Genomic DNA, 13,064 nt, shown 5'->3' on the forward strand with positions numbered 1-13,064 from the left:
AAATCACAAGGATCAAGGAGCTGAAAGTGTTTGACGCATTCGTTCGTATCGGGCCTTTGATGGATCCCGCCAGCTACCCCCAATGGGCCCAGCAACTGATTGAAGACTGCCGCGAGAGCAAGCGCCGGGTAGTCGAGCATGAGTTCTACGCGCGCCTGCGCGATGGCCAGTTGAAGCAATCGACCATTCGCCAGTACCTGATCGGTGGCTGGCCGGTGGTGGAGCAGTTCTCGCTGTACATGGCCCACAACCTGACCAAGACCCGCTATGGCCGGCACCAGGGCGAAGACATGGCGCGGCGCTGGCTGATGCGCAACATCCGTGTCGAGCTCAACCACGCCGACTATTGGGTGAACTGGTGCCAGGCGCATGGCGTGCACCTGCACGAGCTGCAGGCCCAGGAAGTGCCGCCTGAACTGAACGGCCTGAACGACTGGTGCTGGCGCGTGTGCGCCACCGAGAACCTGGCCATTTCCATGGCGGCGACCAACTACGCCATCGAAGGTGCGACCGGTGAATGGTCGGCGGTGGTGTGCTCCACCGACACCTATGCGCTGGGCTTCCCGGAGGACCAGCGCAAGCGGGCGATGAAGTGGCTGAAGATGCATGCCCAGTATGACGACGCGCACCCGTGGGAGGCGCTGGAGATCATCTGTACGCTGGCTGGCGAGAACCCGACCCTGGGGCTGCGCAATGAACTGCGCAAGGCGATTTGCAAGAGCTACGACTGCATGTACCTGTTCCTGGAACGGTGCATGCAGCTGGAAGGGCGCCAGCAAGGGCGCATGCGCCCGGTGTTGGCAGCGGGGTAGGCCCGGGGGCCGCCATGCGGCCCATCGCGACACAAGGCCGCTCCTACAGGGGATCGCATACCCATGTAGGAGCGGCCTTGTGCCGCGATGGGCTGCAAAGCAGCCCCGGCAATTCCAAGCCTTACTGGGCGTTGAACGCCTGCCCATTCACCCCTTTGCTGTCCGGCCCCATCAGGTACAGGTATACCGGCATGATCTCTTCCGGCAGCGGGTTGTTCTGCGGGTTTTCGCTAGGGTAGGCTTGTGCCCGCATCGCCGTGCGCGTGGCACCGGGGTTGATGCTGTTGGAGCGCACTGGTGCCACGCCTTCCAGTTCATCGGCCAGGGTTTGCATCAGGCCCTCGGTGGCGAACTTGGACACGCCATAGGCGCCCCAGTAGGCCCGGCCCTTGCGCCCGACGCTGCTGCTGGTGAACACCACCGAAGCGTCTTCCGACAGCTTCAGCAGCGGCAGCAGGGTGCTGGTGAGCATGAAGGTGGCATTGACGTTGATGTGCATCACGCGCATGAAGTTGTCACCCGACAGCTGCTCCAGCGGCGTACGCGGGCCGATGATCGAAGCGTTGTTCAGCAGGCCGTCGAGGCGGCCGAACTGGTCTTCGATCATTACCGCCAGTTCGTCGTACTGGTGGGGCAGGGCGGTTTCCAGATTGAACGGGATCACCACCGGTTGCGGGTGCCCGGCGGCTTCGATCTGGTCGTAGATCTCGTTGAGGTTGGCCTCGGTCTTGCCCAGCAGCAGCACGGTAGCGCCCAGCGCCGCGTAGGCCTTGGCGGCAGCGGCGCCGATGCCGCGGCCGGCACCGGTAACCAGGATGACCCGGCCTTGCAGCAGGTCGGGGCGGGCGGTGTAGTCGAACATGGTAGGTCCTTCGAGTTCGTTGGCGCGGCACAGCCCCTGTGGGAGCGGGTGAACCCGCTCCCACAGGGGCTGTGCCGCGGTCTAGACGGGGTTCAGCAGTCGCACAGCGCGCTGTCGATCACCTTGCGCAGTTCCAGCGGGTGGTCCACCACCACATCGGCGCCCCAGTTGTTGGGGTTGTCCTCTGGATGAATATAGCCGTAGCGCACCGCTGCCGTGCGAGTGCCGGCGTCGCGGCCAGACTCGATGTCGCGCAGGTCGTCGCCGACGAACAGTACGCTGGCCGGGTCCAGGCCGAGGGTCTTGCAGGCGAGGATCAGCGGCTCGGGGTCGGGCTTGCTGTTCTTGACGTGGTCCGGGCAGATGAGCAGCGCCGAACGCTCGGCCAGGCCCAGTTGCTGCATGATCGGCTCGGCGAAGCGCACCGGCTTGTTGGTGACCACACCCCACAGCAGGTTGCCTTTCTCGATGTCGGCCAACAGCTCGGCCATGCCGTCGAACAGCTTGCTGTGCACCGCGCAGTCACGCTGGTAGCGCTCGAGGAACTCAAGGCGCAGGGCTTCGAAGCCCTCGGCCTCCGGGCTGATGGCGAAGGTTGCGGCGACCATCGCCCGGGCGCCGCCGGAGATCACGTCGCGGATCAGCTTGTCATCGACGGCCGGCAGGCCGCGCTCGGCGAGCATGGCCTGGCAGATGGCGATGAAGTCCGGCGCCGTGTCGAGCAAGGTGCCGTCCATGTCGAAGAGTACTGCTCGCAAACTCATGTTTATTCCTCGCGCAGGGTCTGGACCATGTAGTTGACGTCGACGTCGCTGCTGAGCTTGTAGTGCTTGGTCAGTGGGTTGTAGGTCAGGCCGATGATGTCTTTCACCTGCAGGCCGGCAACGCGGCTCCAGGCGCCCAGCTCGGACGGGCGGATGAACTTCTTGAAGTCGTGGGTGCCGCGCGGCAGCATCTTCAGGATGTACTCGGCGCCGACGATGGCCAGCAGGTAGGCCTTGGGGTTGCGGTTGATGGTGGAGAAGAACACCTGGCCGCCAGGCTTGACCATGCGGTAGCAGGCGCGGATGACCGAAGACGGGTCGGGCACGTGCTCGAGCATTTCCAGGCAGGTGACCACGTCGAACTGTTCGGGCATTTCCTCGGCCAGGGCTTCGGCGGTGATCTGCCGGTATTCCACCTGCACGCCCGACTCCAGCTGGTGCAGCTGGGCCACCGCCAGTGGCGCCTCGCCCATGTCGATGCCGGTGACCGTGGCGCCGCGCAGGGCCATCGCCTCGCTGAGGATGCCGCCGCCGCAACCCACGTCCAGCACCTTCTTGCCGGCGAGGCTGACGCGCTCGTCGATCCAGTTGACGCGCAGCGGGTTGATTTCGTGCAGCGGCTTGAACTCGCTTTCGCGGTCCCACCAGCGGTGGGCCAGCGCTTCGAACTTGGCGATTTCGGCGCGGTCGACGTTGCTCATTAGAACAGTCCTCTGAAACTTCGCAAAATTGCGCCGGAGTATACCCGAGCGCTCGGCCCCGAGGGTCGCTATAATCGCCGGCTTTTGATATCCGAACGACGGGGAGAGGCGATGCGCGAGCGACTTTTGGCGGCGGAGAAGGTGACCGGGATCCGCTGGCAGGGCGGCGTCCTGCACCTGCTCGACCAGCGCCTGCTGCCGTCGGAAGAGTGCTGGCTGGCCTGCGACAATGTCGCGCAGGTAGCAGCGGCGATCCGCGACATGGCCGTGCGCGGCGCCTCGGCCATCGGCATTGCCGCGGCCTATGGCCTGGTGCTGGCCCTGGAAGAGCGGCTGGCCGAGGGCGGCGACTGGGAAATGGACCTGGAGGAAGACTTCCTTGTCCTGGCTGAAGCGCGCCCTACCGCCGCCAACCTGTTCTGGGCGCTGAACCGCATGCGTGAGCGCCTGCAGCGCCTGCGTCCGGAGGAAGACGTGCTGGCTGCACTGGAGGCCGAGGCGGTGGCCATCCACGAGAGCGATCGCGAGGCCAACCTGACCATGGCCCAGCACGGTATCGAGCTGATCCGCCGCCACCAGGGCAACGCCCAGATCCTGCTCACCTATGGCAACGCCGGTGCTCTGGCCTGTGGTGGTTTCGGTACCGCGCTGGGGGTGATCCGTGCCGGTTACCTGGAGGGCATGGTCGAGCGTGTATACGCCGGCGAGACCCGCCCCTGGCTGCATGGCTCGCGCCTGACCGCCTGGGAACTGGCCAACGAAGGCATCCCGGTGACCCTGTGCGCCGACTCGGCGCTGGCCCACCTGATGAAGAGCAAGGGCATCACCTGGGTGGTGGTGGGCGCGGACTGCATCGCCGCCAACGGCGATGTGGCCAGCAAGATCGGCACCTATCAGCTGGCGGTCAGCGCCATGCATCACGGCGTACGGTTCATGGTGGTGGCGCCGAGCACCAGCATCGACCTGAACCTGGCCACGGGCGAGGACATCCCGCTGGAAGAGCGCGCTGCCGACGAGTTGCTGGACATTGGCGGCACCCGCGTGGCGCCGGATGTCGAGGTGTTCAACCCGGTATTCGACGTGACCCCTGCCGACCTGATCGACGTGATCGTGACCGAGCGCGGCATCGTCGAGCGGCCGGATGCCGCCAAGCTGGCGCAATTGATCTGCCGCAAGCGGCTGCACTGATATTCGTAGTGCCTGTGCCGGCCTCTTCGCGGGTAAACCCGCTCCCACAGGGATAGCACAAGGCCTGAGGGCGGTGGTGTACCTGTGGGAGCGGGTTTACCCGCGAAGAGGCCGGCACAGGCTATAAAAAATCCAGATTTACCCTTGTGTGAGGCCACCTGCCACATCTCCCCACCGCCCCTGCCTTTGTGATAACATCCGGCAGTTTCCAAGACCGCCCACCACGGCGGCCTTCATTGCGCAGATCCATGGCACAACTCATTGATTTGTCGTAAGTCGTCGCACCCTTATGCGCTGCGGCGGCGAGCTTCGTTCGGCCCTTGATGGAGCTGCGAAGTTTCACCAGAAAAAGGAATCAGGCTTCTCATGGGCGAACTGGCCAAAGAAATCCTCCCGGTCAATATCGAAGACGAACTGAGACAGTCTTACCTCGACTACGCGATGAGCGTGATTGTCGGGCGAGCGCTGCCCGATGCGCGTGACGGCTTGAAGCCCGTGCATCGTCGCGTTCTCTATGCGATGAGCGAACTGGGCAACGACTGGAACAAGCCGTACAAGAAATCCGCCCGTGTGGTCGGTGACGTGATCGGTAAGTACCACCCGCACGGCGACATCGCGGTCTACGACACCATCGTGCGTATGGCCCAGCCGTTCTCGCTGCGCTACCTGCTGGTCGACGGCCAGGGCAACTTCGGTTCGGTGGACGGCGACAACGCCGCAGCCATGCGATACACCGAAGTGCGCATGGCCAAGCTGGCCCACGAGCTGCTGGCCGACCTGCACAAGGAGACCGTCGACTGGGTGCCCAACTACGACGGCACCGAGCAGATCCCGGCGGTCATGCCGACCCGTATTCCCAACCTGCTGGTCAACGGTTCCAGCGGTATTGCCGTAGGCATGGCGACCAACATCCCGCCGCACAACCTCGGCGAGGTCATCGATGGCTGCCTGGCACTCATCGACAACCCCGAAGTCACCATCGATGAGCTGATGCAGCACATCCCTGGCCCGGACTTCCCGACTGCCGGCCTGATCAATGGTCGCCAGGGCATCATCGAGGCCTATCGCACCGGCCGTGGCCGCATCTACATGCGCGCCCGTTCCGAGATCGAAGATATCGACAAGGTCGGTGGTCGCCAGCAGATCGTGGTTACCGAGCTGCCGTACCAGCTGAACAAGGCTCGTCTGATCGAAAAGATCGCCGAGCTGGTCAAAGAGAAGAAGATCGAAGGCATCACCGAGCTGCGCGACGAGTCCGACAAGGACGGCATGCGCATCGTCATCGAGCTGCGTCGCGGCGAGGTGCCGGAAGTGGTGCTCAACAACCTCTACCAGCAAACCCAGCTGCAGAGCGTATTCGGTATCAACGTGGTGGCCTTGGTCGACGGCCGTCCGCGCCTGCTCAACCTCAAGGACCTGCTCGAAGCGTTCGTCCGTCACCGCCGTGAAGTGGTGACCCGCCGTACCGTGTTCGAGCTGCGCAAGGCCCGCGAACGCGGCCATATCCTCGAAGGCCAGGCGGTCGCGCTGTCCAACATCGACCCGGTCATCGCCCTGATCAAGGCCTCGCCGACCCCGTCCGAGGCCAAGGAAGCCCTGATCTCCACTGCCTGGGAATCCAGTGCCGTGCAGGTCATGGTCGAGCGCGCCGGCGCCGATTCCTGCCGCCCCGAGGACCTGCCGGAGCAGTACGGCCTGCGTGAAGGCAAGTACTACCTGTCGCCGGAACAGGCCCAGGCTATTCTCGACCTGCGCCTGCACCGCCTGACCGGCCTGGAGCACGAGAAGCTGCTGGCCGAGTACCAGGAAATCCTCGAGCAGATCGGCGAGCTGATCCGCATCCTCAGCAGCGCCGAGCGCCTGATGGAAGTGATCCGCGAAGAGCTGGAAGCCATCCGCGCCGAATATGGCGATGCCCGTCGTACCGAAATTCTCGATGCGCGCCACGACCTCAACTACGGCGACATGATCCCGGAAGAAGAGCGCGTGGTGACCATCTCCCACGGCGGCTACGCCAAGACCCAGCCGCTGTCCGCCTACCAGGCCCAGCGCCGTGGCGGCAAAGGCAAGTCGGCTACCGGGGTGAAGGACGAGGACTACGTCGAGCACCTGCTGGTTGCCAACAGCCATGCCACCCTGCTGCTGTTCTCCAGCAAGGGCAAGGTGTACTGGCTGAAGACCTACGACATCCCTGAAGCGTCCCGCGCCGCCCGCGGCCGCCCGCTGGTCAACCTGTTGCCGCTGGAGGAAGGTGAGCGCATCACCGCCATGCTGCAGATCGACCTCGAGGCCCTGCAGCAGAACGCTGACGCCGACGAAGAGCTGGAGGACGCGGAAGACACCGTGCTCGAAGGCGAAGTGGTCGAGGCCGAGGAAGTGGACGAGGAAGACGGCGACACCCCTGAATGGGTGGCCGAGCCGACCGGCGCCTACATCTTCATGGCCACCGCTTCGGGTACCGTGAAGAAGACCCCGCTGGTGCAGTTCGCCCGTCCGCGCTCCAACGGCCTGATCGCCCTGAAGCTGAAGGAAGGTGACACCCTGATCGCCGCGGCCATCACCGACGGCGCCAAGGAGGTCATGATGTTCTCCGACGCCGGCAAGGTGATCCGCTTCGCTGAAAGCGTGGTGCGCGAGATGGGCCGTAACGCCCGTGGCGTGCGCGGCATGAAGCTGGGCAAGGGCCAGCAGATCATTTCCATGCTGATCCCGGAATCCGGCGCGCAGATCCTCACCGCCTCCGAGCGTGGCTTCGGCAAGCGCACTCCGCTGTCCAAGTTCCCGCGTCGCGGCCGTGGTGGCCAGGGTGTGATCGCCATGGGCACCAAGGGGCGCAACGGTCTGCTGATCGGTGCCATCCAGGTGCAGGAAGGTGAGGAGATCATGCTGATCTCCGACCAGGGCACGCTGGTGCGTACCCGCGTTGGCGAGGTGTCCAGCCTGGGCCGCAACACTCAGGGCGTGACCTTGATCAAGCTGGCTACCGACGAGACACTGGTGGGCCTGGAGCGTATCCAGGAGCCTTCCGAGGACGAACTCGATGATGTGATCGAGGCGGGTGAAGAGGGCGTCGAGGCTGAAGTGCCAGACAACGAAGAAGCTGCTGGCGCCGAAGAGGCCCCGCAGGAGTAAGCAAGCGTAAAACCCGAACGGGGCGACCAAGGTCGCCCCGTTTGACTGATTACAGCAGGCAATGGCTGGCCCTGAAGGGGCATGCTGTTTTTGTAGGAGCAGCCTTGTGCTGCGAATGGGACGCGAAGCGGCCCCGGAATTTCAGCGTCAACGCATGGATAGCCGGGGCCGCTACGCGTCCCATTCGCAGCACAAGGCTGCTCCTACAAGAGCGATGCGAGGCCTGCAAGAAACGAATTTGTACCATTTGGCAGAGCGAGAGTGGATGTGAGCAAACGAGCCTTTAACTTCTGCGCAGGCCCTGCCGCGCTTCCTGACGCTGTTCTGCAGCGCGCCCAGGCCGAGATGCTGGATTGGCGTGGCAAGGGCTTGTCGGTGATGGAAATGAGCCATCGTAGCGACGATTACGTGGCCATCGCCGAAAAGGCCGAGCAGGACCTGCGTGACCTGCTGTCCGTCCCCTCCAACTACAAGGTGCTGTTCCTGCAGGGCGGCGCCAGCCAGCAGTTCGCCGAAATCCCGCTGAACCTGCTGCCGGAAAACGGCACCGCCGACTACATCGAGACCGGCATCTGGTCGAAAAAGGCCATCGAGGAAGGGCGCCGCTTCGGCAACGTCAACGTCGCCGCCAGCGCCAAGCCTTACGACTACCTGGCCATCCCGGGCCAGAACGAGTGGAAGCTGACCAAGAACGCTGCCTACGTGCACTATGCGTCCAACGAGACCATTGGTGGCCTGCAGTTCGACTGGGTGCCGGAAACCGGTGACGTGCCACTGGTGGTCGACATGTCGTCCGACATCCTCTCGCGCCCGATCGATGTGTCGCAGTACGGCCTGATCTACGCCGGCGCGCAGAAGAACATCGGCCCGAGCGGCCTGGTGGTGGTGATCGTGCGCGAAGACCTGCTGGGCCGCGCCCGCAGCAGCTGCCCGACCATGCTCGACTACAAGGTATCGGCCGACAACGGCTCGATGTACAACACCCCGGCCACCTACTCCTGGTACCTCTCGGGCCTGGTGTTCGAGTGGCTGAAAGAGCAGGGTGGCGTCGATGCCATGGAACAGCGCAACCGCGCCAAGAAAGACCGCCTGTACGGCTTCATCGACAGCAGCGAGTTCTACACCAACCCGATCAGCCACAACGCCCGTTCGTGGATGAACGTGCCGTTCCGCCTGGCTGACGAGCGCCTGGACAAGGCCTTCCTCGCCGGCGCCGATGCCCGTGGCCTGCTCAACCTCAAGGGCCACCGTTCGGTAGGCGGCATGCGCGCCTCCATCTACAACGCCCTGGGCCTTGAAGCGGTCGAAGCTCTGGTGGCCTACATGGCCGAATTCGAGAAGGAGCACGGCTGATGTCCGAGCACGAACTGAAGGCGTTGCGCGTTCGCATCGACAGCCTCGACGAGAAGATCCTCGAGCTGATCAGCGAGCGCGCCCGGTGCGCCCAGGAAGTGGCCAAGGTCAAGACCGCCTCGCTGGCGGAAGGCGAAAAACCGGTGTTCTACCGCCCCGAGCGTGAAGCCGCCGTGCTCAAGCGCGTGATGGAGCGCAACAAGGGGCCGCTGGACAACGAAGAGATGGCGCGGCTGTTCCGCGAAATCATGTCGTCGTGCCTGGCCCTGGAAGAGCCGCTGAAAATCGCCTACCTCGGCCCTGAAGGCACCTTCACCCAGGCTGCGGCCATGAAGCACTTCGGCCACGCGGTGATCAGCCGGCCGATGGCGGCCATCGACGAAGTGTTCCGCGAAGTGGCTGCCGGTGCCGTCAACTTCGGCGTGGTGCCGGTGGAAAACTCCACCGAAGGCGCGGTCAGCCACACCCTGGACAGCTTCCTCGAGCACGACATGGTGATTTGCGGCGAGGTCGAGCTGCGCATTCACCACCACCTGCTGGTGGGCGAGAACACCAAGACCGACAGCATCACCCGCATCTACTCCCACGCCCAGTCGCTGGCCCAGTGCCGCAAGTGGCTGGACGCGCACTACCCGAACGTGGAGCGCGTGGCCGTGTCTAGCAATGCCGAGGCCGCCAAGCGGGTCAAGGGCGAGTGGAATTCGGCGGCGATCGCCGGCGACATGGCGGCCAACCTGTACGGGTTGACTCGCCTGGCCGAGAAGATCGAAGACCGCCCGGACAACTCCACGCGCTTCCTGATGATCGGTAACCAGGAAGTGCCGCCGACCGGCGACGACAAGACCTCGATCATCGTTTCGATGAGCAACAAGCCGGGTGCCTTGCACGAGCTGCTGGTACCGTTCCACCAGAACGGCATCGACCTGACTCGCATCGAGACCCGCCCGTCGCGTAGCGGCAAGTGGACCTACGTGTTCTTCATCGACTTCGTCGGCCACCACCGCGACCCGCTGATCAAGGCGGTGCTCGAGCAGATCAGCCAGGAGGCTGTGGCGCTGAAGGTGCTGGGTTCGTATCCGAAGGCGGTGCTTTGATTTGAGATGGTTGGGGCCGCTGCGCGGCCCATCGCGACACGAGGCCGCTCCTACAGGTATTGTGCAGGCCTCGAAACTGTACTGGCCCCTGTAGGAGCGGCCTTGTGTCGCGATGGGCTGCAAGGCAGCCCCAATGGCCCTCACAGGCTGTCTAGATTTCTGAACAGGGTTCGCACCAGTGGTAAAAGCAGTAACAACCAAACCCGCGCCAATCATCAACCGCCTGGTCGTGGTCGGCCTCGGCCTGATCGGTGGCTCGTTCGCCAAGGGCCTGCGTGAAAGCGGCCTGTGCCGCGAAGTGGTCGGTGTCGACCTGGACGCCCCCTCGCGCAAGCAGGCCGTGGCCCTGGGCGTGGTCGATCGCTGCGAAGAAGACCTTGCCGCCGCCTGTGTCGGTGCCGATGTCATCCAGTTGGCCGTGCCGATCCTGGCCATGGAAAAAGTCCTGGCCCGCCTGGCCAAGCTCGACCTTGGCGCTGCCGTCATCACCGACGTCGGCAGCGCCAAGGGCAACGTCGTGCGTGAGGCGCGGGCGGTCTTTGGGGAGCGCTTGCCGCGCTTCGTCCCCGGCCACCCCATCGCCGGCTCCGAGCAGAGCGGGGTAGAGGCTTCCAACGCCACCCTGTTCCGCCGGCACAAGGTCATCCTCACGCCGCTGGCCGAAACCGACCCGGCCGCCCTGGCGCTGGTCGACCGCCTGTGGCGCGCGTTGGACGCCGATGTGGAGCACATGTCGGTCGAACGCCACGACGAAGTGCTTGCCGCCACCAGCCACCTGCCGCATCTGCTGGCCTTCGGCCTGGTCGATTCACTGGCCAAGCGCAATGAAAACCTCGAAATCTTCCGGTACGCTGCGGGAGGCTTCCGCGATTTCACGAGAATCGCCGGCAGCGACCCGACCATGTGGCACGACATCTTTCTCGCCAACCGCGACGCTGTCCTGCGCACGCTTGATACATATCGCAGCGATCTCGACGCCTTGCGCGACGCGATCGCTGAAGGGGACGGGCACCAGCTGCTGGGTGTATTCACCCGCGCACGCGTTGCCCGCGAGCATTTCAGTAAAATCCTGGCCCGCCGGGCCTATGTGGACGCTATGAACGCCAACGATCTGATTTTCCTGGCCCAACCGGGTGGCCGCCTGTCCGGGCGAATCCGCGTACCGGGCGACAAGTCGATTTCCCACCGCTCGATCATGCTCGGCTCGCTGGCCGAAGGCACCACCGAGGTCGAAGGCTTCCTCGAAGGTGAGGACGCGCTGGCGACCCTGCAGGCATTCCGTGACATGGGTGTGGTCATCGAAGGCCCGAACCACGGTCGCGTGACCATTCACGGTGTCGGCCTGCACGGCCTCAAGCCACCACCCGGGCCGCTGTATGTGGGCAACTCGGGTACCTCGATGCGCCTGCTTTCGGGCCTGCTGGCCGGCCAGCCGTTCGACGTGACCATGACCGGCGACGCTTCGCTCTCCAAGCGCCCGATGAACCGCGTGGCCAACCCGCTGCGCGAAATGGGTGCCGTGGTCGAGACTGGCCCTGAAGGCCGCCCGCCGCTGACCATCCGTGGTGGCCACAAGCTCAAGGCGCTGACCTACACGCTGCCGATGGCCAGTGCCCAGGTCAAATCCTGCCTGCTGCTGGCCGGCCTGTACGCCGAAGGCAAGACCACCGTCACCGAGCCTGCACCAACCCGTGACCACACCGAGCGCATGCTGCGCGGCTTTGGCTACAGCGTCGAAAGCAACGGCCCGGTGGCCTCACTGCAGTCCGGCGGCAAGCTCACTGCTACCCGTATCGAAGTGCCGGCCGACATCTCCTCGGCGGCGTTCTTCCTGGTAGCAGCGTCCATCGCCGAAGGCTCCGAGCTGGTGCTGGAGCACGTTGGCATCAACCCGACCCGTACCGGCGTGATCGACATCCTGCGCCTGATGGGCGGCGACATCACCCTGGAAAACCAGCGTGAAGTCGGCGGCGAACCGGTGGCCGACCTGCGTGTGCGCGGCGCCAAGCTGAAGGGTATCGACATCCCTGAAGAGCTGGTGCCACTGGCCATCGACGAGTTCCCGGTGCTGTTCGTCGCCGCTGCCTGCGCCGAAGGGCGTACCGTGCTGCGTGGTGCCGAAGAGTTGCGGGTGAAGGAATCCGACCGTATCCAGGTCATGGCCGACGGCCTGATCACCCTTGGCATCAAGTGCGAGCCGACCCCGGACGGCATCATCATCGACGGCGGCCAGTTGGGCGGCGGCGAAGTGCATGGCCACGGTGACCACCGTATCGCCATGGCCTTCAGTGTGGCCTCGCTGCGCGCCAGCGCGCCGATCCGCATCCACGATTGCGCCAACGTCGCCACCTCGTTCCCCAACTTCCTGGCGCTGTGCGCCGAAGTGGGCATCCGCGTGGCCGAAGAGGGCAAGTCGTGAGTGCCCTGGCGCCGGTCATCACCATCGACGGGCCAAGCGGTTCGGGCAAGGGCACGGTCGCCGGGCTGCTGGCCCGCGAACTGGGCTGGAGGTTGCTGGACTCTGGCGCGCTGTACCGTCTGCTGGCGTTCAACGCCAGCAACCACGGCGTCGACCTGACCAACGAAGAGCTGCTGACCAAGCTTGCCGCCCATCTGGATGTGCAGTTCATCGCCGCCGAGCCCGGTAAGCTGCAACAGATCATCCTCGAGGGCGAGGACGTCAGCAACGTCATCCGCACCGAAACCGTCGGTGCCGGTGCGTCGATGGTTGCTTCGCTGCCGGCCGTGCGTGATGCGCTGTTGGTGCGTCAGCGCGAATTCCGCGAGGCGCCAGGCCTGATAGCCGACGGCCGCGACATGGGCACCGTGGTGTTCCCGGACGCGCCGTTGAAAGTCTTCCTCACCGCCAGCGCGGAGGAGCGGGCGCGTCGCCGCTACCTGCAGTTGAAGGGCAAGGGTGAAGATGTTAGTCTGTCGAGTCTGCTGGATGAGATTCGTGCGCGTGATGAGCGCGACACCCAACGTGCAGTGGCCCCGCTGAAGCCAGCGGTCGATGCCATTCAGTTGGACTCTACCGAGTTGTCCATCGAGCAGGTGTTGCAACGTATCAGGAGCGAGATCGCACTGCGCGACCTTCTCTGATAGCCAGGAAAGCAGGCAGGGGCACCAGTCAACGTCCTGCAGGCTTTCCTTTACTT

10 protein-coding genes are annotated in these 13,064 nt (G+C 64.5%); 7 read left to right on the top strand and 3 right to left on the bottom strand.

What is annotated here, in order from left to right:
* Positions 1-26 precede the first annotated feature (26 nt).
* On the top strand, positions 27-812 hold the full coding sequence (locus ACK56M_RS07200; protein ID WP_191471916.1) for a TenA family transcriptional regulator: 786 nt from the start codon (positions 27-29) through the stop codon (positions 810-812).
* A 121-nt stretch (positions 813-933) separates the two neighbouring features.
* On the opposite strand, the gene ACK56M_RS07205 is transcribed toward ACK56M_RS07200, so the two are convergent.
* The 3 genes from ACK56M_RS07205 to ubiG all read right to left on the bottom strand — a co-directional run bounded on the left by ACK56M_RS07205 (position 934) and on the right by ubiG (position 3,139).
* The gene (locus tag ACK56M_RS07205) at positions 934-1,674 is read right to left on the bottom strand and encodes a YciK family oxidoreductase (protein ID WP_102083829.1); all 741 of its coding nucleotides are present in this window, start codon (positions 1,672-1,674) and stop codon (positions 934-936) included.
* A 92-nt stretch (positions 1,675-1,766) separates the two neighbouring features.
* Positions 1,767-2,438 (bottom strand): N-acetylmuramic acid 6-phosphate phosphatase MupP, encoded by a 672-nt coding sequence (gene mupP, locus ACK56M_RS07210; protein WP_411959320.1) that lies wholly within the window; start codon positions 2,436-2,438, stop codon positions 1,767-1,769.
* 2 nt (positions 2,439-2,440) lie between these two features.
* A complete protein-coding gene (ubiG, locus tag ACK56M_RS07215) occupies positions 2,441-3,139 on the bottom strand; it encodes a bifunctional 2-polyprenyl-6-hydroxyphenol methylase/3-demethylubiquinol 3-O-methyltransferase UbiG (RefSeq protein ID WP_003260863.1) in 699 nt (232 codons plus the stop codon).
* A 111-nt stretch (positions 3,140-3,250) separates the two neighbouring features.
* Between ubiG and mtnA the strand changes: the two genes are divergently transcribed.
* From mtnA to cmk, 6 genes are all read left to right on the top strand, one after another.
* Positions 3,251-4,327, top strand: a complete 1,077-nt coding sequence (gene mtnA, locus ACK56M_RS07220) for an S-methyl-5-thioribose-1-phosphate isomerase (RefSeq protein WP_102083831.1) — start codon at positions 3,251-3,253, stop codon at positions 4,325-4,327.
* A 366-nt stretch (positions 4,328-4,693) separates the two neighbouring features.
* The gene (gyrA, locus tag ACK56M_RS07225; protein WP_061550829.1) at positions 4,694-7,459 is read left to right on the top strand and encodes a DNA gyrase subunit A; all 2,766 of its coding nucleotides are present in this window, start codon (positions 4,694-4,696) and stop codon (positions 7,457-7,459) included.
* 267 nt (positions 7,460-7,726) lie between these two features.
* A complete protein-coding gene (gene serC / locus ACK56M_RS07230; RefSeq protein WP_015269304.1) occupies positions 7,727-8,812 on the top strand; it encodes a 3-phosphoserine/phosphohydroxythreonine transaminase in 1,086 nt (361 codons plus the stop codon).
* A complete protein-coding gene (gene pheA, locus ACK56M_RS07235; RefSeq protein ID WP_013971453.1) occupies positions 8,812-9,906 on the top strand; it encodes a prephenate dehydratase in 1,095 nt (364 codons plus the stop codon). Before serC ends, pheA begins: the two co-directional genes overlap by 1 nt.
* A gap of 211 nt (positions 9,907-10,117) precedes the next feature.
* Complete coding sequence (locus ACK56M_RS07240) at positions 10,118-12,325, top strand: bifunctional prephenate dehydrogenase/3-phosphoshikimate 1-carboxyvinyltransferase (protein ID WP_061550862.1); 2,208 nt, start codon at positions 10,118-10,120, stop codon at positions 12,323-12,325.
* The gene (cmk, locus tag ACK56M_RS07245; RefSeq protein ID WP_003260862.1) at positions 12,322-13,008 is read left to right on the top strand and encodes a (d)CMP kinase; all 687 of its coding nucleotides are present in this window, start codon (positions 12,322-12,324) and stop codon (positions 13,006-13,008) included. The genes ACK56M_RS07240 and cmk overlap by 4 nt, the downstream gene beginning before the upstream one ends.
* Positions 13,009-13,064: the final 56 nt, after the last annotated feature.

The organism is Pseudomonas sp. s4 (assembly GCF_046764235.1).
GTDB lineage: Bacteria > Pseudomonadota > Gammaproteobacteria > Pseudomonadales > Pseudomonadaceae > Aquipseudomonas > Aquipseudomonas asiatica.